The organism is Yokenella regensburgei ATCC 49455 (assembly GCF_000735455.1).
GTDB lineage: Bacteria > Pseudomonadota > Gammaproteobacteria > Enterobacterales > Enterobacteriaceae > Yokenella > Yokenella regensburgei.
The window spans coordinates 1-23,602 of the sequence record NZ_JMPS01000042.1 but is presented as its reverse complement, the minus strand read 5'-3'; the positions used below and the strand labels follow the sequence as shown (position 1 = coordinate 23,602).

General features: G+C 47.6%; 21 protein-coding genes. All 21 read left to right on the top strand.

Going from position 1 to position 23,602, the window contains the following annotated elements:
• Positions 1-24: 24 nt before the first annotated feature.
• The 21 genes from GYRE_RS12575 (at position 25) to GYRE_RS12485 (ending at position 23,253) form a co-directional block, all read left to right on the top strand.
• A complete protein-coding gene (locus tag GYRE_RS12575; protein ID WP_038255666.1) occupies positions 25-1,455 on the top strand; it encodes a VasL domain-containing protein in 1,431 nt (476 codons plus the stop codon).
• Between the two features lie 35 nt (positions 1,456-1,490).
• Positions 1,491-2,843 (top strand): SEL1-like repeat protein, encoded by a 1,353-nt coding sequence (locus GYRE_RS12570; protein WP_038255664.1) that lies wholly within the window; start codon positions 1,491-1,493, stop codon positions 2,841-2,843.
• A gap of 379 nt (positions 2,844-3,222) precedes the next feature.
• Entirely contained in the window at positions 3,223-3,741 is a 519-nt protein-coding gene (locus tag GYRE_RS12565) for an Hcp family type VI secretion system effector (RefSeq protein WP_038255662.1), read from the top strand.
• Between the two features lie 146 nt (positions 3,742-3,887).
• Positions 3,888-5,864 (top strand): type VI secretion system Vgr family protein, encoded by a 1,977-nt coding sequence (locus GYRE_RS12560; protein ID WP_038255659.1) that lies wholly within the window; start codon positions 3,888-3,890, stop codon positions 5,862-5,864.
• Positions 5,857-6,675, top strand: a complete 819-nt coding sequence (locus GYRE_RS12555; protein ID WP_038255657.1) for a DUF4123 domain-containing protein — start codon at positions 5,857-5,859, stop codon at positions 6,673-6,675. The genes GYRE_RS12560 and GYRE_RS12555 overlap by 8 nt, the downstream gene beginning before the upstream one ends.
• Before the next feature lie 11 nt (positions 6,676-6,686).
• The gene (locus GYRE_RS25005) at positions 6,687-8,294 is read left to right on the top strand and encodes a hypothetical protein (RefSeq protein ID WP_038255655.1); all 1,608 of its coding nucleotides are present in this window, start codon (positions 6,687-6,689) and stop codon (positions 8,292-8,294) included.
• A 39-nt stretch (positions 8,295-8,333) separates the two neighbouring features.
• On the top strand, positions 8,334-9,191 hold the full coding sequence (locus tag GYRE_RS24275) for an IdsF (protein ID WP_245939506.1): 858 nt from the start codon (positions 8,334-8,336) through the stop codon (positions 9,189-9,191).
• Between the two features lie 36 nt (positions 9,192-9,227).
• Entirely contained in the window at positions 9,228-9,494 is a 267-nt protein-coding gene (locus GYRE_RS23790; protein ID WP_038255651.1) for a PAAR domain-containing protein, read from the top strand.
• A 43-nt stretch (positions 9,495-9,537) separates the two neighbouring features.
• On the top strand, positions 9,538-10,146 hold the full coding sequence (locus tag GYRE_RS12535; protein ID WP_038255649.1) for a LemA family protein: 609 nt from the start codon (positions 9,538-9,540) through the stop codon (positions 10,144-10,146).
• On the top strand, positions 10,143-11,117 hold the full coding sequence (locus GYRE_RS23785; RefSeq protein WP_072009070.1) for a TPM domain-containing protein: 975 nt from the start codon (positions 10,143-10,145) through the stop codon (positions 11,115-11,117). Before GYRE_RS12535 ends, GYRE_RS23785 begins: the two co-directional genes overlap by 4 nt.
• Positions 11,118-11,307: 190 nt before the next feature.
• Entirely contained in the window at positions 11,308-11,883 is a 576-nt protein-coding gene (locus GYRE_RS12530) for a MucR family transcriptional regulator (protein ID WP_051860957.1), read from the top strand.
• 127 nt (positions 11,884-12,010) lie between these two features.
• Positions 12,011-14,335, top strand: a complete 2,325-nt coding sequence (locus GYRE_RS12525; RefSeq protein WP_038255647.1) for a tellurite resistance TerB family protein — start codon at positions 12,011-12,013, stop codon at positions 14,333-14,335.
• A gap of 3 nt (positions 14,336-14,338) precedes the next feature.
• A complete protein-coding gene (locus tag GYRE_RS12520; RefSeq protein ID WP_038255645.1) occupies positions 14,339-15,649 on the top strand; it encodes an ATP-binding protein in 1,311 nt (436 codons plus the stop codon).
• A complete protein-coding gene (locus GYRE_RS12515) occupies positions 15,649-17,844 on the top strand; it encodes a DEAD/DEAH box helicase (protein ID WP_038255829.1) in 2,196 nt (731 codons plus the stop codon). Before GYRE_RS12520 ends, GYRE_RS12515 begins: the two co-directional genes overlap by 1 nt.
• Positions 17,845-18,078: 234 nt before the next feature.
• Positions 18,079-18,900 carry a bestrophin-like domain gene (locus GYRE_RS12510; protein ID WP_038255643.1) on the top strand — a complete coding sequence of 274 codons (822 nt, stop codon included), beginning with the start codon at positions 18,079-18,081 and terminating at the stop codon, positions 18,898-18,900.
• Positions 18,866-19,186 (top strand): Dabb family protein, encoded by a 321-nt coding sequence (locus tag GYRE_RS12505; RefSeq protein ID WP_038255641.1) that lies wholly within the window; start codon positions 18,866-18,868, stop codon positions 19,184-19,186. Before GYRE_RS12510 ends, GYRE_RS12505 begins: the two co-directional genes overlap by 35 nt.
• Positions 19,187-19,900 (top strand): helix-turn-helix domain-containing protein, encoded by a 714-nt coding sequence (locus tag GYRE_RS12500; protein WP_038255639.1) that lies wholly within the window; start codon positions 19,187-19,189, stop codon positions 19,898-19,900. It abuts the gene before it with no gap.
• Positions 19,890-20,174: a PerC family transcriptional regulator gene (locus GYRE_RS12495; protein WP_038255637.1), complete on the top strand. Its 285-nt coding sequence runs from the start codon at positions 19,890-19,892 to the stop codon at positions 20,172-20,174. The genes GYRE_RS12500 and GYRE_RS12495 overlap by 11 nt, the downstream gene beginning before the upstream one ends.
• Before the next feature lie 14 nt (positions 20,175-20,188).
• The gene (locus GYRE_RS12490) at positions 20,189-20,488 is read left to right on the top strand and encodes a hypothetical protein (protein ID WP_146748712.1); all 300 of its coding nucleotides are present in this window, start codon (positions 20,189-20,191) and stop codon (positions 20,486-20,488) included.
• Between the two features lie 1,289 nt (positions 20,489-21,777).
• Positions 21,778-22,164, top strand: coding sequence for a hypothetical protein (locus GYRE_RS24510; protein WP_146748713.1), 387 nt, complete (start codon positions 21,778-21,780; stop codon positions 22,162-22,164).
• 708 nt (positions 22,165-22,872) lie between these two features.
• On the top strand, positions 22,873-23,253 hold the full coding sequence (locus tag GYRE_RS12485; protein WP_146748714.1) for a hypothetical protein: 381 nt from the start codon (positions 22,873-22,875) through the stop codon (positions 23,251-23,253).
• The last annotated feature ends 349 nt before the right edge of the window (positions 23,254-23,602 follow it).

Sequence of the window (23,602 nt, the reverse complement as noted above, 5' to 3'; positions counted from 1 at the left end):
TCATCAGACGACGGAAAGCACCGGATGCATGATACACAGCAGGCACTGAACGTGGGACGCGATCCCCGCGTGTTGCCGGAATACGAAAGACTGCGCAATGAAATCAATAAACTCAGCCACGTCTCCAGACCGGCGGTGGACTGGGGGCTGGTTCATCAGATGGCGCAGGCCATTTTTGAAAAGCAGGGGGTGGATCTGCAGACAGCCCTCTACTTTACCCTGGCCCGCGCCCGGCTGCACGGCCTCAGCGGCTTTACCGAAGGCTGCGAGTTTCTGAGCAACCTAATCGTTACGCAGTGGGATAACGTCTGGCCGCCGGTCCATCAGTCCCGTGCACGGGTGGAGATGCTGGACTGGTTTATTGCCCGGGTCAGCGACGTGGTGCGTCAGTACCCCGTCGGGCATGACGATCGGCGACTGCTTTATCGCTGTGAACGGGCACTGCAGCTTATCAGCGAGAAGCTGCACAACGTCGGGCTAAGCCGGGTCCCCCGAATCGAGAACCTGCTGCACTTTATTGAAGGGTATACCTGTCTCTTTGACGAGTCGGAGATTGTGATTGTCTCCCCGGAGCCGGAGACCAGGAAGCAAGAGATGCAGGTGCCGCCAGTGGTGTATTTCCGTTCTGAAGATCCGGGCGGCAGTGAAGCAGCGGATATGACGCCGTTACCGACCGGCAGCATTATCGTCGGGCGCGAAAAAGGCACGCTGAAACCGAGGGTGCTGAAAATCCGGACGCAAAAGGCACCCCGCCCGGCGTGGTTCTGGTTTGCCAGCGGTATGGCGAGCGCACTGATACCGGTGCTGTTGCTTGCCGGGTGGAGCCACTGGAGTCAGTTACAGGAAACCCGTCTGCATGACGCGACGGCGATGCTGGAAACGCAGGCGCTGAGCTGGCCTGCTGCCCCCGATGCGGCCCGGCTGAGCGATGTGCGACTGGCGCTGGGTGAACAGGCACTGCGTGATATGGAGCCACAGATAACCCGTGATTACCAGGCGCAGATGGTCCGGGTACAACAGCTTTCGCCGCTGTGGTCGTATCAGTATGCCGACGGGCTGCGTCAGTCGCTGCGTATGCTCTACCCGCAGTCGCTGGCGGTCAGCGCGATGGACAGCCAGTGGCAGCAGATGCTGACCGCACAGCGTGGTCAGGACCCTTCGGCCTCTCCCTGGCCTGATGCCACACAGCGGGTGGATGCATTGCTGGCCGAACTGCAGACCCTGGAGCGGCAGCACAAAACGGTCACCATCTCGTACCTGAAATCCTCGCTTTACGATATCCGCCGGGAAATGGACCGCGACACGCCTTTTACCCTTCGTCTGAAGCGTCTTGAAGCGCAGCAGCAGGCAAACCAGACCGTCAGTCCGGCGGAGCTGGAGACCCTGCAGGCCACGCTGAAATCGTACAGCGTGCGTCTGTATCAGCTACAGCCCGTATCAGGGAACAGGGAATGAGGTTGTATCCATTTCTGCCGCCACGGGGAGCAGTAATGCTGGCAGTCGTGCTGTTGAGCGCCTGCAGTACGCCACTGACGACGCTCCCGGAATCCGCGCTGGCGCAAAAAGCGAAAGCCGGAGAGGCACAGGCGCAGTACGTGCTGGCCGGGAGGCTGGCGGCACGTCGGGACTATCCGCAGGCGCTGACGCTGATGAAACAGGTCGCCAGCCAGTCTGCGGCATCGGATGCATCGCGGACGACCCGGGCGGATGCAGCACGTCAGGCGGGAGACTGGTATCACGCCGGGCTGGGCGAACCCCGCAACGAGCTGCTTGCCCGTCACTGGTGGGAACGGGCCTCTTCGCTGGGCAACGCGCAGGCCAGTATGAATCTCGCCGGATTGTGCCAGGCACCCCATGGTGATGCTCCGGCAACGGCGTGTATCAGTCTGTATGAGACAGCGGCCCGGCAGGGGAGTGCGCAGGCGCAGCTGATGCTGGCCCGCTGGTATCAGACCCAACCCTCGGGTGAGAAAATCGCGCTTTCCTGGCTGCAGAAAGCCGCTGCTCAGGGAGAGCCCGTGGCCCTGGCTCTGCTGGCCCGGCGCTATGACACCGGAAACGGCGTCGACAGGTCAGCGGACATCGCCCGTCGTGATTACCGTCAGTCAGCGGCACTGGGTAACCCGCAGGCGCAGCGCTGGATGGCAGAGCACAGCGAAGGGGCGGAGCGGTTCTCGTGGTATCAGAAAGCGGCGCAGGGCGGGGATGCCACGGCACAACGTGTTCTGGCGCAGGCGTACCTGAATGGCGACGGTGTCCCTCAAAATGAGCGCGAAGGGCTGTCCTGGCTCGGACGCGCGGTCGGTCAGGGGGATGCCCGTGCGCAGTATCTCTACAGCCAGTACCAGCAGAGCGATGAGCTACGGCTGAAGTATCTGACGCTTGCGGCGAAAGGCGGTGACCTGCAGGCCGCGCGTACGCTGGCTGCGTGGTATGACGCGCAGGGGGATGAGGTGAATGCCAGAAGCGCCTGGCAGCAGCTGGCTGAACGTGGCGATGCCGAAGGTCGTTGTCACTACGGTGACATGCTGCGTCTCGGCACTGGCGGAAAACCCGACTATGCACAGGCCTTTAAACAATACCGTCTCAGCGCCATGGCGGGGAACCGGATGGCGCAGTACCGGGCCGGGATGATGAGCCAGGCCGGGCTGGGGTTGCCGCGTAACCGTATTCAGGCCTATGCCTGGTACTCGCTGGCGGCAACGGAAAATATGAAGGTGGCGGTGGATGCGCTGAACGCGATGGAAGCAGAAATGAGGCCGAATGAGATACAGGCTGCACAAAAGCTGGCCCGGGAGTGGAGCCTGCGTATCGCTCAGGGACAGAACGAGGTGACACCCTGACCGGATTTTTCGCCCGGTAGATAGTGGTGGTGTGGTGGTTTTTTAATCGCCACACACACGGCTGAATGATTTTGTGAGTGATGCACGTCACAAAAATAATTACAGAATCGAACATAAAAGCACCGGAAAAAGAATAAAAACAAAATCTGCGCAACTTCTTGCTGAGTTTTCAGAGTAAAACACTTTTTACGCAATGGATGCCGTGGAAGTGCGAGGTTTGCGCAACTTTTTGCCGGGTTTTGAGCAAGATCTTGCGCAACCCCGTTTTTTGCTGGAAGGGTAAAAACACAAAGTTAAGCAAAAACAACAACATAAAAATATGGCATGGATATTGCTATATATCTGACGGAAGTACACATCACTTTAATGGAGAAATAAAATGCCAACACCGTGTTATATCAGCATCAAGGGTAAAACTCAGGGCAACATTACCGAGAACGCGTTCACTGCGGCTTCAGTCGGTAACATCTATGTGGAAGGCCACAAAGACGAAATGCTGGTGCAGGAAGTGAAGCATCAGGTGACCGTCCCTACCGATCCGCAGTCCGGCCAGCCGTCCGGCCAGCGCGTGCACAAGCCGCTGAAATTCACCGTCGCGCTGAACAAAGCCGTACCGCTGATGTACAACGCACTGGCTTCCGGTGAGATGCTGGAAAATGTCACCCTCAAGTGGTACCGCACTTCCGTGGAAGGAAAGCAGGAGCATTTCTTCAGCACCACGCTGCAGGACGCCACGATTGTCGATATCGATCTGCATATGCCGCACTGCCAGGATTCAGAGAAATCCGACTTCACCCAACTGGTTGAGGTCTCTCTGGCCTACCGCAAAATCACCTGGGATCACCTCAAGTCCGGTTCTTCCGGCAGCGATGACTGGCGTAAGCCGGTTACCGCATAACGACGACATTACCCGGGCTCCGGCCCGGGTAATTCAGCGCTGAGGTGTGATGCTGGTCAGACCTGAACGCTGAGAATATGAATCGACTCCCCGCACGGTGAACACCGGGCGTGCGGTAGCCATTGCCCTGAACAAGGAGAAATAACGTGGCGGACGGTACAGGACTGCAGTTTACGGTGACGGTAGGCGATTTACCCGCCAGCACCTTCGCGGTGGCAGAATTTGAGCTGGATGAGGCGCTGAATGCGCCATTTACGCTGACGCTGAAATTAGCCAGCCCACAGACCGGAATTGATTTTGCTGATGTGCTCGATCAGTCGTGCGAGCTGATGGTCTGGTACAACGGCGAACTGCAGCGTCGTGTCAGCGGTATCGTCAGCGACTTTGCGCAGGGGGATACCGGCTTTCACCGTACCCGCTATGAGGCCGTCGTGCGACCGGCGCTGTGGCGCACAGAACTTCGTACCAACTGCCGGATTTTTCAGGCGAAGAAGCCGCAGGATATTATCGAGGAGATCCTCAAAGAGGCGGGCATCCAGGATTATGCCTTTTCGCTGCGTCAGGAGCATGCCGCCCGCGAATACTGCGTGCAGTACCGGGAAAGCGATCTGGCTTTTATTACCCGACTGGCCGCAGAAGAGGGGATGTTCTTTTTCCACGAGTTTGAAGCAGATACGCACCGGGTGGTGTTTGCAGACCATACCGGGGCCGGGGCGCTGGAGAAGAAAGAGAAATCGTTGTTTTTTTCGCTGGAGAATAAGGGGCTTGAGCAGGGGGCTTATGTCCGCCAGTTCAGCTACCGCGAAGCGGTAAAGACTTCATCCGTGGAGTTGCGGGACTATAGCTTTAAAAATCCGGCCTACAACCAGTCGAACAAGAAAATCAGTAACGATCTGAGCCATCAACGTACTGCCTACGAGCATTATGATTATCCGGGGCGTTACAAGCAGGCCGAAAGCGGTAAAGCGTTCAGCGCGTACCGGCTGGATGCACTGCGGGCTGAGGCGATCACCGGAAATGGACTGTCAAACTGTGCAGAGTTACGTCCCGGGCTGGTGTTTACGCTCTCAGAGCACCTGAACGATGCGTTTAATGCGCCATGGCAGGTGGTAACTGTGAAGCATGAGGGCAAACAGCCTCAGGCGCTGGAAGAGGAGGGCGGGGACAAACCAACCACCTTTACCAATACATTTGGGGTCATCAAAGACGGTACTGCCTGGCGTGCTCTGATACCGGTGCGCCCGATGGTGGACGGTCCGCAGATAGCGACGGTCACCGGGCCAGCTACCGAAGAAATCTACTGCGACGAACACGGGCGCGTGAAGGTGAAGTTTCCGTGGGACCGCTATGGTAACAGCGACGATCTGAGCTCCTGCTGGGTGCGGGTGAGCCAGGGCTGGGCGGGCGGTCGTTACGGGATGGTCGCCATTCCGCGTATTGGACATGAAGTGGTGGTGAGTTTTCTGGAAGGGGATCCGGACCAGCCGATCATTACCGGGCGTACTTACCATGCGGTCAATCTGGCACCCTATCCGTTACCATTACATAAGAACAGGATGGTTCTGCGTTCAGACTCAGTTCAGGGGGACGGTTATAATGAACTCTCTTTTGAAGATACCGCTGGCAGTGAAGAGGTTCTTCTTCGGGCCCAAAAAAATATGGCTGTGCGGGTCCTTAATTCAAAAGACGAACGCGTTGAATTTAACCGGACCAGCAGCATCGGACATGATGAAGAACTGGTGGTTGCCAATGACCGCAAAGTGACGGTGGAAGGGAATCAGGATCAGAAAATCAGTGGTAATAATCTGCAGCAGACTGATGGGGATTTTGGGGTCACGGTTAAGGGGGACCTAGCACAAAAGATAAGCGGTGCCTTCAGTGTTGACAGCCATGGCGATCTCACGTTGCAGAGCAAAAGCAAATTGACATTACGTGTAGGTAATACATTTATTGCTCTGCATGATGGTGGCGTGGATTCGAAGGGCGTCACTATCAATCTCAACTCTGGTGGCAGTCCGGGAGATCTACTGGTCCCCGCAGAACCGGCGATACTGAAAGCGGCAGCGGCCCAGGGAGCCTTGTTTGTAGAACATTGTCCGATGGAGGCACAAAACAATGGATAATGTTATTACCTGGGCAATTGTGGACGCGGCGGCGGAGCCAGAAGTTTTCACCATGCTGGACACGCTAGATCCACCTCATACCTGCTTGTATGCCAAACCAGTAACAGACGAAATCCTCAACGTGGCACCCTTTCTGATACTGGCGACACAGGATGTACTTGCATGGCTCAAAGTGCGTCGGCCGCCCTGGGGAATACTGTTGGAAAGTCAGGCCAATATGATCACTCTGCGTCAGCATCTTCGTAAATATTTGCATGTCCTGCTCCCCGGAGAGAAAACACCGGTTTATTTTCGCTTCTATGATCCCCGCAATATCTGGCCTTTGATATCGGTCTTATCTCCCTGGGAGTTACATTCATTTCTTGGGCCGATAAATGCGATTACAACCCACTGGCAGGGGGAGGAGCGCCGTGAACATTTTACTGAGCTGAGAAAGACCTTTCATTCGCAGAGTGGTTCACGACGGAAAATGTTGCAAATATCACAGGTGCAGATGGACAAGCTGACTGAAATATTTAACCAGCGATATGTTGAAACACTGGTAGGTAAGATCAACAGCTGGTCAGAATCTGATAGTGAACCTGCAAATACTGAAGCAACTGGTGAAATATTTCACTGGCTGAAGAAACAGGGTATTGATGATGAACGTAGCATTCTGGGGTTATTCCGGCTGTTTCATCAACGGGGATATCTGACACTGGCTACGCTCCCACCTGAATATCGCACGGCACTAAATGACCCTAACGAAGCAGGAGTTTTTAAGGCGGAATCACTGCTGCTCCGCGAAATGGGTTGTTTGCCACAAGTATAATAAGGAAAACGATGATTAGTTTAAAAGCCGGTTCTCCGGTATGTAACTGTAAAAATCCGGATACGTGCATCCACATGTTTTCCATGACTGCTGGAACTCGTGATTTTGTATATAAGCAGGCTAATTTTATTACTGCCCTGGATGTAGTGGATGTCAGTAATAAAGGGGTTCCTCTATCACTTTCTCTGGTAGATAAGGTATGTGTGTCGAATAACTCGGCCTGTCCACAAGGGATGATTTATAGCCCGGCAGACAATAAAACATTACAGACTTTTAATAAAGGTTTGACGAATTATTCTCTGCATTTTTTACCAAGAGTTAATTATTTTAAGGTTACTGATTCGGTTGATTTTTTGGTGGATTATATCCTTGCACCTGATGTACTCGATGTGTTACCGAAAACGGATTATCTATTGCGATTGGGGGAATGTAAAGGTAATGCCTTTGTTAGTCAGTCACTGAGTTTTATCAATGGTGCATCTCCACTATTATCGATACCCCCACTTGATGTTTTGTCAACTAGGATCCATGTCTTTGCCGGTTTTAAATGGGAAGTGGATCTGGCAATCGGGCTGGAACATGAAGTAAAGGAGTACACAGAGAAAGAAAGGAAGCAACAGCAGAAAGCGGAAAATAAATCTCAGGGTAAAAGTCAGCGCGGGAATCGTGGCTGGACAAAAAAACCTCAATATGAAATCAGTAATGCTCTGGAGATGGAAGGAAAACTGAACTGCTCTCTTGGTGCTCTTCCATATGATTATTCTCCCAGACTGAAGAAGGATTTTAAGGGAAAGGAGAAGAAGGTACAGTTGCTGAATAAAGCAGATGAACTAATCAATACATTCATTAAAACATTCTCAACAGATGAAGGAAACGATGCGAAAATTAAACTGCTGAGTACGGAAATAGTTTATCCGCAAATTGAAATGAAAGGTGGTGGAGAGCTGAAGGAAGACAGCAACTCAACACAACTTTATCTGCAGCGAAATTTATCAATTGAGCTGTCCCCACTTATTGGGGTTAGACTAACACTGGATTTATTGCAGGCATTTGCGGCCTGGTATCATGCTGATGTCGTCCTGGCTGCAGCAAGGGAAGGTCTGGATGCGGGAGAAGATGATTATAAGGAAGGGAAAAACTCAGCTTATGTCGGTTCTACTTTTGAGCTGGTGGTTGAAGGTGAGTTTGATTTAGCGTTGCAATGTACCTCGGATACGAAAGAGAAGTGGCACGTAGAGTACAATGAAGATACGGCCATTAAGTTTGGTTTAACACTGAATGTAAACTTCAGGGCTGGAGTTCGGTTTTATGTAGCTAATGGTGCTCTGAAGATTGGTGGTGAGGCATCGGCAGAAGGATTTGTTGGGCTGGAAGCTAATCACAGTGAACCGAGTAAAGTCGATTTAGTGCTTTACCATAGTGATGTTATTGCTAAGGTTTATGTCAGTTATACATGGTCTTTGGGCGGAGATTCAGGAAGCGGTGGTGGCGATAATGATGGTGGTCGAACCAAGAAAAACAATATAAGTAATGATTCAGAGGTGAATAAAGATGTTGAATGGAATATATATAAAAAACTTGAAAAGAAAGACTCTTCAGCCAGGATTACTCTTTTTTAGTTTTTATTTTTGACATTTCCCTCATATGGAATCGATCACATGATAAATGAAAAATATCTTTTTTCCTTTAAAACGAATAAAAGCACTTGCATTTTAAGAGTGAATGAAATTCCGGCAATAGAAAACACTTTGGTGTACAGTGGAACTATTTCGGCAGGGTTTAACGCATCATCTATGTTGGGTAATGGCAGTAATTCCATTGAATTGCTTATGGGAGGACAGGATACAGATGATCCAAAAACACTATATCCAGATTCATCTTGCGAGCTTATAGTTAGTAAAGATACAAATGATCTTCATACAGAAATTGCCAGATTTAAATTGACTGTGAACGATAAACATAAAATCACAGCTCGTGAATCCTTGCACTATGACGGTAGTCCATATAGCTCTAAAATTATTGAAGGAGATGCAATCAATAACAGGAGTTATCATTATGATAATGGTTTATATAAGTTGAGTAGCAATCTCATTGTTCATGACTTACCTTTATGGACATGGGAGAAGGCAACGCCTGTCACAGAAAAAGATCTTCCCATGATTCGCAATGCATATGAAAAAATCTGGTGGATGATGCAGCGTCGTGACATTGATGGCCTGAAAGAGATTGCGAAAATTTCAAGCTCAGAGATGGCATATGCGGAAGGAACGACTACAGGGATGATGTTTGTTTCTACTGACTTTCCTGCGCATGTGCTGGATAAATCATTGACACCCGTGCCGATTGACTGGAATCATTATAAATTAATGACCTACAACCATGGACGTTTATTCAGAATGGGGGTCGGTTACTTTCAGAATTCACCATTAAGATTTCAGAATTCAAAAGGAAAAATTGTTTATACCTATAGGCCATATTTTTCTATCATTAATGGTCAGGTTGTTTTAGTTCGTTGATTGTCTTCTAAATCAATAAATTCAATGGGGAAGTATATGGGAAATGCAGTAAAAGTTGGAGATAAAGATACTGGTCATGACAGCCATTCTCCTACACCAGTGAGTTCAGGTTCCTCATCTGTTAATGTCGATAATAAACCATTGGCGCGCAAAGGCGATGCTCTGATATCTCATGGTCATAATCGAATGATTGGCAGTGGCTCATCAAATGTTTTTATTGATGGGAAACCAGCGGCTCGCACTAATGATGTTGTTAGTTGTGGTGGGGTGTTAATTGGTGGCGGTAGCGTGAATATTGGTTAAATACTCTATTGTTATAAACGTAAAAATAATTCAGAGGTTCTTGATGTTCAGGTTGTTATTGTTCGTGGTGATCATTTTTAATATATCTGGCTGTGGTTATAATGATATTCAACGATCTGATGAGCAGATAAAAACCACATGGGCTGAAGTGTTGAATCAATATCAGAGGCGTGCAGAACTTGTCCCACAACTTGTGTCTGTAATAAAGGGTTATACTAACCAAGAGAACACAGTCCTCACATCGATAACTCAGGCTCGTAGCCAGGTACAGCATGCTTCATCAAATCTTAATGATGATCTGGAAAATAAAGAGAAAATTGATAAATGGAATACAGCACAACTGAATCTATCCCATGCCTTGAGCCAATTATTGATTGTGAATGAACGTTACCCTGAACTGAAAAGCCAGGCACTTTTTCAGGATTTATTAACTCAATTAGAAGGTACTGAAAACAGGATTGCAGTGGCTCGTAGTCGGTATATTAAAGCGGTAGAGAACTATAACATTACGATAAGAGAATTCCCTGCATCATTAACGGCGAAAACTATGGGGTATCAGGAAAAACAAAATTATTTCCCTGATAATGGTGCATCCATAAAGCGGTCTCCCGTGATTGATTTCAGTTCTATATCAAATGGTCATAAAGCATGAGTTCCGTGTATAGATATGTATTAATTCTTGTTTTTACTGGTTTTATCTCTTTTGTTCAGGCTGAACAAATAGAAGTTCCTGTTATGACCGGGCATCTTACAGATCCTGCAGAATTACTCACTCCTTATGAGCATGATTTATTGAGAGGAATTATAGAGGGTAATAATAAAAATACAGGAACTGAGGTCGGTGTTCTGGTCATTCCCTCAACGGGGGATGATACGATCGAACAGTTTGCAACAAAAGTATTTGATGAGTGGAGGCTCGGTGATGTTAAGAGAAATGATGGTGTTTTATTACTTGTCGCATGGCAGGATCGTAAAGTACGAATTGAAGTTGGATATGGGCTTGAGGGAGTAATTACAGATGCGATCGCTGGTCGGATAATAAAAAATGAAATAATTCCACAGTTTAAACAAGGGAGTTTGATCAATGGTATAAAATCTGGAGTGGAAAGTATTAACGGTCTGATAAATCATCAGGCTAGCTCTGAGTTTCAGGAGCCTCCAGAGGTTCAAAATGGTACGTGGTGGATATTACTTTTATGGGTTTTCATTGTTATTGGTATAACGAAATTTAAGAAATCATGGTTACCACAATTGGTTTTTTACCCAATTCCACTCTCATTTATTATGATGTATTTTTGTCGAGACTTTCCTTTTGTTATTTATCTATTAATCCCAACTGCACTTACGCCATTTATCATTCTTATCCCATTGGTTTTTCTATCTTTAATCTCCTGTATTACATCCTTTATCAAATACAAAAATGAAGAACTACAAATTCCATTGCTGAAAAAAAACAAATATCCTATTTATGATCCTCGGACTAGAAGACATTCTCGTTCCCGTTATTCACATTCATTTCCATCATCCTGCTCATACTCCGCAACTTCATCTTCATCGAGCGGAGGAAGTAGTCGTGGAGGTGGTGGGAGTAGTGGTGGAGGTGGTGCATCTGGAAGTTGGTAATTTATGGTCCAGAGATGCTGCGAGTAAGTGTTAAGCCAGAACGTGCCGCTGGAAGAACAGTTATGTCAGCTGTCACAACAAAAAAAAACGATGGCAGTCAGACTGTGGCGGCGCAACAGGCTGCACAGCATCTGCTGCAATTACAGAGCAGTTACGCACTGATTGTTCGGGCTGGAAAGGGGAACGAGTGATGAGCAAGAAACCGCTGGTACCACCCAGAGCCACACCATTTTCCACACAGGAAGAGGCGGCTGAGTACCACAACAGGGAACGCTTTGCTTGTCTGGAATGTGGTAAAATTCTTCAGTATTTGCCTCGCCATATCCGTTTTGTACATGAAATGACAATAGAGGAATACCGGGATAAGTGGAACATCCGCCAGTCTGTACCCCTGATGGGGACTGAGATAAGGAAAATGCGCAGTGACAGTAACAGGAGGCGCATTTTGCAGGGTGAACTTAACCCGGGAGAGCAAGTAAAAATGATGCGTGAAGCTGTTGCTCGTAAGGGAAAAAAGAAAATCGTCTATTCGCCGATGGATATTGAAAGAATACGCAAGGATATTTTAAAACGCAAACTCTGGGAAAAATCACCGGCGATTAAAGTGGTCGATATCTCCATAAAGCAGGAAGCCGTCAGGAGAATGAAATACCGCCGCCAGACTGGAGAAACTGTTGCAGATATTTCAGCAGACATGAATATTTCCATAGGCGCACTTTACCGCTGGGCTGGTGATACGTCGCTGCACCCCGATACTTCTGAATGAAGAAAAATGGGCTCATCGCGCCAATTAATCTCTCTGATATTACTTCCACCATTACAGTTCAGGTCTGTCATTAAATCGTTATTCCCGGGAGTAATTGCTGGTGTCATCCTTGATTCAGGATAAATATATGGATTTCTGGATATTAACTTTCTCACTGATTATCCTCTGGATATTTTTCTCAAAAAAGAGAACTATTTCACTCACTGGATTTACAAGAGCAAAAACAGAACCTGTTAATGAACATCCTCAACAACAACTGGTCTGCAACATAAATCGTCATCAGACAGGTGTGTCTGCCATTTCCTCCGGGGAGGATGAGCTGACAACGTTTACGCTCATTAATGGGTGCGCAGTTGACCATCGTCGTAGTGACGAATATTCACCCGTTGTCCGTAACAAAAGCGAGACAACAACTGCACGCTGGATAAAACCTGGAGAGAGTATTATCATTCACAATGTTGTCATTTCTCTCGGTAAATTTTATTTTGGCAGGCAGTTTAAAAAAGATGTGAAGGGAGAACATCATTATTATTGTAACGATGGTTCTGATGCCTCACTGGTGAGCGATGTTTTCCCTGTACAACATGAGTCAGAACTTTATCAGGATGAATTGCTGAGATACTGGCCCAGTTATTCAACGCTCTCTCCCGGTGGCCGGGGAGCTTATCTTAGCTGGCTGGCAGGTGAACGTAATGATCCAGCGACACCAATTGGTTATGTTTTCATCTATTTTTACGGGCTTGAGCGTCGTATTCTGGTGGATGATATACAGGAAGCCATTTCTGATGATGAATTTCAGGAGCTGTTTAAAGAAGTATTACGCCTGAGGGAAGTATTTCAGGAAAACAACTCTTTTTATCGTTATTCAACCCGGTTAATGGAATTAATGTGTCTTCTTCGGCCTGAGTCTGTCAGGATCGGAGACGAGAGCGAGTGTTATTCTTCTGGCGATTCACTGTTATTTCAGTTTCGTCTGGCTACCGCTGTTTCACGAGGAGAACAACTATCGGATGAACTTGCTTTTGCATGGATAAAATATCATACGGAATATTCGCTCAGGACTCCGGCGAGACGCTGTGCCGAAGAGTTTGCTACCTTGTTTAAACGACGTTATACCGAAGCGTTTGGTAAGGGGCTGATTGTTAAGCCGAATAAGACCCGCCTGAAAGTGAATTATTATCCAGCAAGCAGTTCGCTTCGTGGTGTTAAAATTAATCATCATGACTTACCGGATCCGAGAGTATTAAGAGCCCCTGTACAAAAACTACTAAAAATTGCAGACTCCTGTACTGACTCGCTGGATGCCTATAGTCGCTACCTTGGTAAAAAAGAAGCATCCCGAAGTGATGTTTTTGCCATTATGCTTCTTCCTGATGAAATCCTGACTGAAAATGCAGAACACCTGTTCACAGAGTTTAAGCGTTGGGCAGATGAAATGATCCATGATAATTCAGGGCTGGCAACGGTTGCTGATTTCTGGAAAAGACTGGATATGCCAGCCCCTGATAAGATCAATAAGAAAGAGGCTGAGCTGATGCGACAATTTGCCGAACGCGCTGGTTACGGCATCGTACCTGATTCACGGTACCACCATGCCAGACCGGCATCAGATGGTCATATCGTTTTGTTTTCTCAACGTCACGAGGAGTTGTTTATACCCTCAACCGAATTCCAGTCACTCTCTTTAGCGATTCATTTAGGCGTCATGGTTACACAAATGGATAAGCACGTTGACCATTCAGAAATAATGACACTTGAAAATATTGTCGACCACAGTACTGGATTGTTACCATCAGAAAAACGGTCGTTACATGCCTATCTTATTTGGCGACTTAATTCTCCTGCCAGCATGATCGGTATGAAAGCCAGGATAGCTTTGCTTCAGGGGGAAGACAAAGCGTCTGTTGCCAGTATTATCGTCAGAGTTGCCTGTGCCAATGGAAAAATCATTCCGGCTAAAATTAAGCAACTGGAAAAAATTTACAGTAGTCTTGGACTGGACAGCAATACGGTTATCAGTGATATCCATCATCAGTCAACAACAGAGAAAATGGCGATGGACACTTTACGAACCACATCAGAAACGAGTAAAACATTTTCTCTGGACGAGCAAAACCTTGCACGTCATGAGTCAGATACCGTAGACGTACAGCAGTTGCTGAACACTATTTTTGTCGACGATGACCCCGCTGATGAACCATCAGCCGATATTCCGTCATACGCCAGTACGGGTCTTGATAAAGCACATTACCAGCTCTATCAGCATTTGCTGGAAAAAGAACGCTGGGCACGCAATGAAGTCACTGAATTATGTCAGCAGTATAATCTCATGCTGAGTGGTGCGATCGAAACGATTAATGACTGGTCCTATGCGCAGGTTGATGCGCCAGTCCTTGATGACGACGATGATATTTACGTTGACCAGGAAATTGTACAGGAACTTAAAGGATAATTTATGTCAGGCATTCGTATTCGACTCAAAGAAAAGGACACGATTATTCAGTCACTGAAAACAGGTGTCACACCTAAAATTGGTATTCAGCATATTCAGGTTGGGCGCATCAACGAAATGAAAGCGTTGTGCCAGGATATTGAGCGCATCGCCGATGGTGGTGCAGGATTCCGCCTGATTATCGGAGAGTACGGTTCAGGAAAAACGTTCTTTTTAAGTGTTGTGCGTTCAATTGCATTAGAAAAAAAACTGGTGTCGGTCAGTGCTGATTTATCCCCGGATCGCCGTATTCATGCTACCGGAGGACAGGCAAGAAATCTGTATTCTGAATTGATGAAGAATCTTTCCACCCGAAATAAGCCTGATGGCAATGCTTTAGTGAGCGTGGTTGAACGTTTCATCACGGAGGCCAGAAAAGAAGCGGAAGGTACAAATACACCGGTCCCGACAGTTATTCATCAGAAGCTTACTGCTCTGTCTGAGATGGTTGGTGGCTATGACTTTGCTAAAGTCATTGAAGGTTACTGGCTGGGGCATGAGCAGGATAACGAAACATTAAAATCGAATGCTATTCGATGGCTCAGGGGGGAATACACAACAAAAACTGATGCACGTACCGATCTTGGTGTGCGTACCATTATTTCTGATGCTTCCTTCTATGATTCGCTTAAGCTGATGAGCTTGTTTGTCCGACAGGCCGGATATGCGGGATTGCTGGTGAACCTGGATGAAATGGTCAATCTTTATAAGCTTGGAAATACCCAGGCCAGGGTTGCTAATTATGAACAAATACTGCGTATTCTGAATGACTGTCTACAGGGGACAGCTGAGTATATCGGTTTTTTACTGGGGGGCACTCCCGAGTTTTTGTTCGATCCGCGTAAGGGGCTGTACAGCTACGAAGCTCTCCAGTCACGGCTGGCAGAAAACAGTTTTGCTCAGCGGGCTGGCGTGATTGATTACTCATCTCCTTCTCTGCATTTAGCCAGCCTGACACCTGAAGAGCTTTATATCCTGTTGAAAAACCTCCGTCATGTTTACGCTGGCGGGGTCGTGGATAACTATCTGGTACCTGATGATGCATTGACGGCATTCTTGCGTCACTGCAGCAACGCTATTGGTGATGCTTACTTCCGCACGCCTCGAAATACCATTAAAGCCTTCCTGGATATGCTCGCCGTTCTGGAGCAAAACCCGTCCATTCAGTGGTCACAATTGATTAGTGAAGTGTCTGTTGCGGAGGAGAAACCGGGCGATATGGATGAAATCACTTTGACGGAGGATGAGGACGGCCTGGCCGGCTTCAGATTATGATGATGGATGCATACTGCTTACTGGAACCTCGCATCCAGAAGTGGATATACCAGCAGGGATGGAAAGATCTCAGGGCGCTGCAAAAAAAAGCGATACCACCAATACTGGCAGGCGATCGGGATGTGCTCATTAGTGCAGCCACTGCCGCAGGTAAAACAGAAGCTTTTTTTCTGCCCGCATGCTCTGCTATCGCGGATATTAAGGGAAGCTTTGGCATTTTGTACATCAGCCCGCTTAAAGCCCTGATAAACGATCAGTATCGACGACTGGAAAGCCTTGGTGACGCGCTGGAAATGCAGGTCACTCCCTGGCATGGGGATGTCGCACAGAGCCAAAAACTAAAGGCGAAGAAAAAACCAGCCGGTATTTTGCTTATCACCCCGGAGTCGCTGGAAGCAATGATTCTCCGCAATGCGGGATGGGTAAAGCAGGCTTTCTCTCAACTGACCTATATCGCCATTGATGAATTTCATGCATTCATTGGTTCTGAGCGAGGGATGCAGCTTCTTTCTTTGTTGAACCGTGTTGATCACCTGCTGGGACGGAACAATAACCCCGTTCCCAGAATTGCGCTCAGCGCAACGCTGGGGGAACTGAAACAGGTACCGCTATCCCTGCGAGCAAATCAACGCTTACCCTGCGTTATTGTTACTGACAGTGAAACGCATGCTACGCTAAAAGTGCAGGTTAAAGGTTATCTGGAACCGTTGACGGATTCATCGCAACAAGTGTCCCTGTCGGCAGAAACGCAAATCTGCCATGATATTTTTCGCCTCTGTCGTGGAGATTCCCATCTGGTGTTTGCAAACAGCCGCAAACGGACAGAGAGTATTGCTGCCACGCTAAGCGATCTCAGTGAAATAAACATTGTTCCTAATGAGTTCTTTCCACACCACGGGTCACTGTCCCGAGATTTGCGTGAAATGCTGGAACTACGGCTTCAGAAAGGTCAATTCCCGACGACAGCAATCTGTACCATGACGCTTGAGCTGGGTATCGATATTGGTAAAGTCAGTTCCGTCGTACAGGTTACTGCACCGCATTCCGTTGCCAGTCTGCGCCAGCGTATGGGCCGTTCCGGCAGGCGTGGTTCGCCATCCGTGTTGAGAATGTTGATTGCTGAACATGAACTGACCCCGACGTCAGAAATTATCGACCAGCTCAGGCTTCAGCTCGTCCAGTCTCTGGCAATGATACGCTTACTGATTGGTAGCAAATGGTTTGAGCCAGCAGATACCAGGCAGATGCACTATTCCACGCTATTTCATCAGATCCTGTCGATTGTTGCACAATGGGGTGGGGTACGCGCGGAGCAGCTTTGGGGACTGTTATGCCAACAGGGGCCCTTTCAGAAGGTCAGCATTGATGATTTCAAAACGCTGTTAAAACATATGGGTGAACACCAGTTTCTGACGCAACTTTCCAGTGGGGAAATGACACTGGGTGTGGAGGGTGAACGCCTGGTGAATCAATACACCTTCTATACCGTATTCAGTGTTCCGGAGGAGTTTCGCATTGTTACAGGGAGTAAAACACTGGGCGCTATCCCTGTGGATTCTCCATTGATACCTGACCAGAATATTATTTTTGGTGGCCGACGCTGGAAAGTGATCGACATAGATAACGATAAAAAAGTTATCTATGTCGAGGAAACAAAGGGAGGACAACCTCCTTTGTTTGGCGGGCAGGGAATGTCAATTCATGATGTTGTTCGACAGGAAATGCTCGCCATTTATCGTGACGGAGATTACCGTATTACTGTCGGCGCTCGCAAAGCTGATTTTGCAGATACTACAGCCAGAAATTTGTTTGAGGAAGGGGTGTATTATTTCCGTAATAATAACCTTGCTTCAGAATGCTTTATTCAACAGGGGCAAAATGTCAGTATTTTTTCATGGATGGGCGATCAAACTGTAAATGCGTTGTCGGCATTACTTGTGCAATGTGGTTTTAAAGCGAGTTCATATGCAGGCGTTATTGTTGTTGACAAATGTACTGTGCGGGAGGTTAAGGATGCACTGGCAAAGGTTCTTCTGCAGGGATTGCCTTCAGAGCCAGAGCTGGCGGCAGGCATCATAGAAAAATGCCTTGAGAAATATGATGAGTATTTACCAGAAGCGCTTCTCTCGCAGGAATATGGGTTACGTGCGTTCAATATGGAACAGGTTAAGTTATGGTTGCAGGAGCACCTGTAATTAGCAACGGCGCTTTTTTTCATAACCAGGAGATGAACGGGGAAGTTGTGATATGTCGAGAGTCTGTGCTTTGCGCCCCAATAAGCAAAGGACTCTTTTTCTTGAAATTATAATCACCCCCTAAAATGAAAATTATTTCACTTCATTGGTGGCATAATAAATCTGTTGATTTTTATTTTTTATTATTATTGAGAGTGGCGTGCTGTTCATTTTTTTATTTTTCGAGATGGGTGTATGCTTTCTTATTACTTCATGCTTCCGGCAGTCGATGATGTTTTATTACTGTCGGTGATTTTATCATTACTGATAATGTCGTCGTATATCGACCGTTATCTTCGTCATTATTTCCATGCAAACGTCAGTACAGGCAATGATATTGTTATTACCTCGGGAACGCTGGCGTTATCCCTGCTGCTTATTGGGTTTGCCTTTTCGGTGGCGATAAACGGCTTTGTGATGCTGAAGCAGTCGCAGGTCCGGGAGGCGCAGGCCATTGAAAAAGCCTGGCTGTATACGCAGCTGTTACCGGAGCCCACGCAGCAGAAAGCACAGGAGCAGATGCGAAAATACCTGGATGAGCGTATTCATTTTTTCAGGGACAGCTCCCTGCAGGGCGGGCGAAGCTGGAACCGGCAGTCGGAGATGAGCCAGCAGCAACTATGGGGGCTGGTTGTTGCTGAGGCGCAGCACAACCCTACCCCGGTCATGGTGCAGCTGTTGTCGTCCTGGAGTGAACTGAGAACGGCACAGCAACAGACCACCGCGTTGCATCAACGGAATATCCCCGATGCAGCCTGGCTGGTTATCCTTCTGCTTGCCATGATGACCTGCTGCATGGCGGGCAGGCAACATGCAGACCGTCGGCACGGACTGTATCTGCTGGTTCTGCCTGTGATGATATCGCTGTCGCTGTTTCTGGTGGCTGAAATCGATATTCCCGGCGAGGGCATCATCCGCGTCATGCCGGACGACCTTGAGCACGTTCTGTTCACACTTCCCCCACTCTCTACAGGCACCCAACATGATCCGACACATTCTGTTTATCACATTCACTGATGACGCTTCACCTGAGCAGATTAATGTGGTCAGGCAGGCATTTCTGCATATACCCCGACAGGTTACCGGGGTAACCCGCGTGGAATGGGGCATCAATAACAGCCCGGAAGGTAAAAATGCGGGCCATACCCACTGCGTGCTGATGACGTTTGCAGACGAAACTGCCCGCCAGAACTATCTGCCGCATCCGGCTCATGATGCGCTGAAAACCCTTTTTCGTCCGGTACTGCAGGATATTGTTGTGCTGGATTTTATGCTTGCACCTGAAAACATGGCTGGTGGGTAAATGACCGGAGAATTGACTATGTTCAGAAGTCCGTTGAGGGACATTATAAGGCAAAGACCGTCACTGCAATACGGTAAAAAGAAGCACCTGTGGCGTGCCGGTGATAAACGCAGCGGACTCTGGCTGATTAAATTCGGAGCCGTCAAAACGTTTTATCTTAATACCAGCGGGGAGGTGCACATCACCGGTTTTTATCTGCCTGGTGAGTATATCGGTGTGGATGAGCTTCCCGGCGAATTGCACCAGGGGTATGCACAGGTGATTGATGACTGTGCGGTACACAACCTGCCCCCGACGCAATTGAGCGAGTTTATGGGTACCAGTGATGGACGCCAGTACGTTTACCAGATGATAAGTGAGCACTTACGCCTTAACAAGGCACGCTTCCATCAACTGAGGCATATGAGTGCCGGAGAGAAACTGGCACATTTTATTTACGACCTCGCTGTTCGTTATGGCTATCCAGGATACATACGCCGGGAGTTTCGGTTGCCAGTGCTGCGGTGTGACATCGCGAATTATATTGGCGTTACGCCGGAAACTGTGGCGCGGGAAATTGTCAGACTGGTGGCTGCGGGGGCTTTCCGGTTCAGTGGCAGGAATATCTCAGCACTGCGACCGTCGGTGCTGGTACAACTGGCGGGTGGCACGCTGCCCAACCAGAATGACGAACAATCATTAACAGAAATACGGAGAGCAGGATATGGTCAGTGATGCAGTCGCTGAGAAACTGGAGAGCGCCGGGCTCTGGCGACGGGCAGCAGCCCGATGGCTGGCGGTGATGGACCTGTGTGATACCGATGCGCAGCGGCAATGGGTCAGCCAGAAGCGGCGCCAGTGCTATTCAAACATTGCGCTACCAGTTTCAGAGAAACTGAATATCAGCGCCCTTAGTAAAGCCGCCACGGTTGCGCAGGCAAAAATGGGTATCAGTCAGACCGGTGGTGCAGCATTCAGAATTAAGCCACAGAAAAACAGGGCTAAATAATACCTGGCGAACCGGTGACAGTTACCTGTATTGACTCTGCGGGTCTCCCGGTCACATTTTCAGCGGTGATATTCCCTGAAAATACCGGAGAGGTTGCCATGTCAAAGTTATCGGGTGTTTTGCTGGGCGATACGCTGTCCCTTTTCGCAGCGGGTTCTTTTGCTTCAGAGCCAGTATCACCATTGAGCCAGACCATTCAGCATGCGCAGAGTACCACGGTGAAGTCTGAAGCCACAAAGGCCACCAAAAAACATGCTAAAAAGAAAGCAGTGCGAAAGGCGAAGAAAAAAGCAGTCAGCACGCTGGTTAAATAAGTCATGAATCAGGGCGGTTTTTTTACAGAGAACCGTCATTTAATAAGGCGTATCGTTGTGAAATATAGGGGCCAATCCAGTTTTAAAAATAGACCACAACCCATCCTCCATTCCGAATAATTCAGTATTACCATCTTTACTTTGGAACGTAATTATCATGCAGAACCCTGAAACCCTTAATGCTGATGAAGTTAATACACTCTCATGGGGTTGCTGGGTTAGGTCATCCTTGTGGATAGTACACCCGCAGTGAGAGCAGTTGATGCAGGCGGTTTCGTCCACATCGCTGATTTCTGTCTCGCTGTGTATGGTGAGATCGTGGTTGCAGCCAGGGCGCTAAAACGGAATGTTATTCAACAGTAATAACCTTTTTCTTGAGGGGATTAATTACCAGGCGATGGCAATTACAGGGTAATGCTGCAAAGCTTTTCTGGTTCCTTCCGGGCGTGGCGCCGAAACGTAAAATTGTTACGTCACAGTCGAAAAAAACACGGCATAGTGCCTGTAAGCGAGATGCATTTCTATTGCCTATTTGTCGACTCTCGTTACTGATTTTTGGTTGGTGATAGCAACCCATGATGGTGTCGGAGATGAGAATTATGAAGCGGTTGAAGACTTGCTCCTTCCGCATACTTTGAATTATCCGGATTAATCACTGGTCCGGGCCCGAATACAGTAAGTGGGTGGAGCGGAGCGGAAGTCTCTGGGGTTTATGGGCACCTCTGCAGCAATAGCTGTAACTCCGGAGAGTGATGCGATTAGTGCTATGAATAATTTGAGCATGAAGTTGTCTCCATTAAAGTGTTTTTCTATATCCTCCTGCCGGGACCCGGTGAGCATCAATAGTCTGGACTACTGGAGGAGCCTGTTGAAACATAGCCTACTCAGACAGAATAGACGGCACACTGAATGGCTACTCAAGATTTTCCCCATAATGAATATCAGCACGGGTCTGAAAATTGTCAACTATTCCTGAAGGATAGGGAGAATGATGGCTTTCCTCAAACTCAAAGTGAATGCCCTGTACGCGGTAGCATATCTATACTCTATAACTACTTCCATAAATAACATTTGATAATATCCCTTTACAAATTTACGAACAATATAATGACCTTAAATTTGTTGCCGTTGAGAACATGGTACAGTAAAAAATGGGGAGGTGCACCCGAGTCTCAAATTCAAGAAGTTAAGATGGTCGAAGGTGTATTAATAAATACTACTGGTTATCATAATCACTCCAGGTGAAAATATGAATAGAATGCTAATTTTTTTCATAGCAGTTGCGATGTGTGTTTCTCCATGAAATTAAGCGAGCTGAAGTATCATGGGAGCGTAATGTTGTAGTCGAACCATTAGTCGATAAGTATGCTATAACTGCTGATGAACTTGTCTGGTTTGCTTTGCATGCGTATGGGGACTCTGAACCAATTTTGGAAAAACTAGAAGTTCAACTCCCTGAGTTTAGGAATAGGATTAATATATCCTATTCTGGCTATAGTAGCTATATTGAACTGGAAATACCGTTAAGAAAAGGTGGGGTGTCTGAGTGGTTGCCTTTCTCAAATGACAGTTGTCGTTATTCTGATTTGGAGAACGAAATAAACAAAAATACACTAATGAAAAATAGTGGCAGTCCTGTAAAAATTAATTTTAATAAAGTGATGAGTTGTGGTTGACACTCGTGGGAACCGTTTAGACTATTTTTCCTGTCTGTTTTCTACTCCAGTTTCCAGACAGGGTGCAGCGTATCATGGGTGGTTTGCGCTGCACCCACCCACTCCTCAATAAACTCAAAGGGCTATCGCTTTGCGCGCGGCATCAATGTTATATCCGTTTGGTAGCAATTGCTCCATTAGCGCATCCCTGACTTTACTCTCACCTCCCACCGTTCACATAGTTTACGGAGTGCCTTCGTAGTTATCTCGGTGGCATTGGAGTTCAGGACCCTTTTCCAAAAACGGGATATATCAGCGATATCGGAAGGCGAAGGTTTTATGGTGTCATTGATACATTATTAGTCTCTTTGTGACAGATATGCTTACGTTTTTGGTTGCATATGCCGTCATGTTGATGATGTACGGTGTTTACTGCTGAGATATCATGGATATTTCAGTGACGAGAGAATAGTAGGATCAACCAAAGGACAATGATGCAGTACAGCAGCAGAACAAGCCCTGGGTTTTCATTGGCAATGGAGTCATGGAGGGTGATGATTTCTATCGGCAGTTCGTAAAGCAGGTAATGTGACATTATTAACCTCTAATTTTATATTCGGAGAGGTATTAGCGCAACGAGTGCCAATTTTTTACAACCTAGATTACTAAAAAAATTGGGAGAATTACCGGGTGAACCAAAAGGGGGAGCTGTTGCTGTTGGGGGGGGATATGATGCTGAAGAAGACCGGTAAAGAACTGCTATTTGTGAGCGCCATCCTGGTGTTTTCAGTGCCGGCTCTTGCTGTTAAAAAGGAGACGTTGTTGTGCCCGGGACGATCTGTCATGACAACAACTGTGTCCAGTGGAGGGTTGGTAACTGTGCAATGGGGATCGATTTTTCTGGTTGGTCATCAGTTGCGTAAGGTGCATCTTGCAGACAGCGATAATGTCCTGCTCTACCGCTTTCAAAACGGTGACCTGTGGTTTGTGGATCAAAGTCGACAACGTCAATTCTTTTCCTTTAATGGAGTACCTCCCCTAGTGGCCTGTCGTACTGGTCTGTGGGACAAGCAGGTACCTCTTGAATTGCCTTACAGACCTGAACGCTAAGATACGAGGTTTGTAGTGTGTGATTCATAGACATTGGCGAGTCAGGAGATACAACCACGGAAGCATTAATGAAGTGATTCGCCCCTGTTTGACTCTACTCCCCCTTTCTGATGCTGATGTCCACTGCGAGTTTTTTGTATGCAGCGGTCTTCGGGACGGCGTAGTGATGGAAAACTGTGTAAAAATACAGCTCGATCATATTTTAAATGGTTTCTCGTCACTAAATTTACATTAAGTGATGCTTAAGCGCTTGCTAAGATTAATCCTAGTCTTAATGATGTGTACCCATTAACAATTTTTGTGAACTTCATGAAAGGCAGGCTATATTTAACGCGTGCAGAGGTGCAAC

Excerpts from the sequence above, each read along its gene's own strand:
- GYRE_RS12575 (WP_038255666.1), top strand. The coding sequence starts at position 25 with ATGCATGATACACAGCAGGCACTGAACGTGGGACGCGATCCCCGCGTG.
- GYRE_RS12570 (WP_038255664.1), top strand. The coding sequence starts at position 1,491 with ATGCTGGCAGTCGTGCTGTTGAGCGCCTGCAGTACGCCACTGACGACG.
- GYRE_RS12565 (WP_038255662.1), top strand. The coding sequence starts at position 3,223 with ATGCCAACACCGTGTTATATCAGCATCAAGGGTAAAACTCAGGGCAAC.
- GYRE_RS12555 (WP_038255657.1), top strand. The coding sequence starts at position 5,857 with ATGGATAATGTTATTACCTGGGCAATTGTGGACGCGGCGGCGGAGCCA.
- GYRE_RS25005 (WP_038255655.1), top strand. The coding sequence starts at position 6,687 with ATGATTAGTTTAAAAGCCGGTTCTCCGGTATGTAACTGTAAAAATCCG.
- GYRE_RS24275 (WP_245939506.1), top strand. The coding sequence starts at position 8,334 with ATGATAAATGAAAAATATCTTTTTTCCTTTAAAACGAATAAAAGCACT.
- GYRE_RS23790 (WP_038255651.1), top strand. The coding sequence starts at position 9,228 with ATGGGAAATGCAGTAAAAGTTGGAGATAAAGATACTGGTCATGACAGC.
- GYRE_RS12535 (WP_038255649.1), top strand. The coding sequence starts at position 9,538 with ATGTTCAGGTTGTTATTGTTCGTGGTGATCATTTTTAATATATCTGGC.
- GYRE_RS23785 (WP_072009070.1), top strand. The coding sequence starts at position 10,143 with ATGAGTTCCGTGTATAGATATGTATTAATTCTTGTTTTTACTGGTTTT.
- GYRE_RS12530 (WP_051860957.1), top strand. The coding sequence starts at position 11,308 with ATGAGCAAGAAACCGCTGGTACCACCCAGAGCCACACCATTTTCCACA.
- GYRE_RS12525 (WP_038255647.1), top strand. The coding sequence starts at position 12,011 with ATGGATTTCTGGATATTAACTTTCTCACTGATTATCCTCTGGATATTT.
- GYRE_RS12520 (WP_038255645.1), top strand. The coding sequence starts at position 14,339 with ATGTCAGGCATTCGTATTCGACTCAAAGAAAAGGACACGATTATTCAG.
- GYRE_RS12515 (WP_038255829.1), top strand. The coding sequence starts at position 15,649 with ATGATGGATGCATACTGCTTACTGGAACCTCGCATCCAGAAGTGGATA.
- GYRE_RS12510 (WP_038255643.1), top strand. The coding sequence starts at position 18,079 with ATGCTTTCTTATTACTTCATGCTTCCGGCAGTCGATGATGTTTTATTA.
- GYRE_RS12505 (WP_038255641.1), top strand. The coding sequence starts at position 18,866 with ATGATCCGACACATTCTGTTTATCACATTCACTGATGACGCTTCACCT.
- GYRE_RS12500 (WP_038255639.1), top strand. The coding sequence starts at position 19,187 with ATGACCGGAGAATTGACTATGTTCAGAAGTCCGTTGAGGGACATTATA.
- GYRE_RS12495 (WP_038255637.1), top strand. The coding sequence starts at position 19,890 with ATGGTCAGTGATGCAGTCGCTGAGAAACTGGAGAGCGCCGGGCTCTGG.
- GYRE_RS12485 (WP_146748714.1), top strand. The coding sequence starts at position 22,873 with ATGATGCTGAAGAAGACCGGTAAAGAACTGCTATTTGTGAGCGCCATC.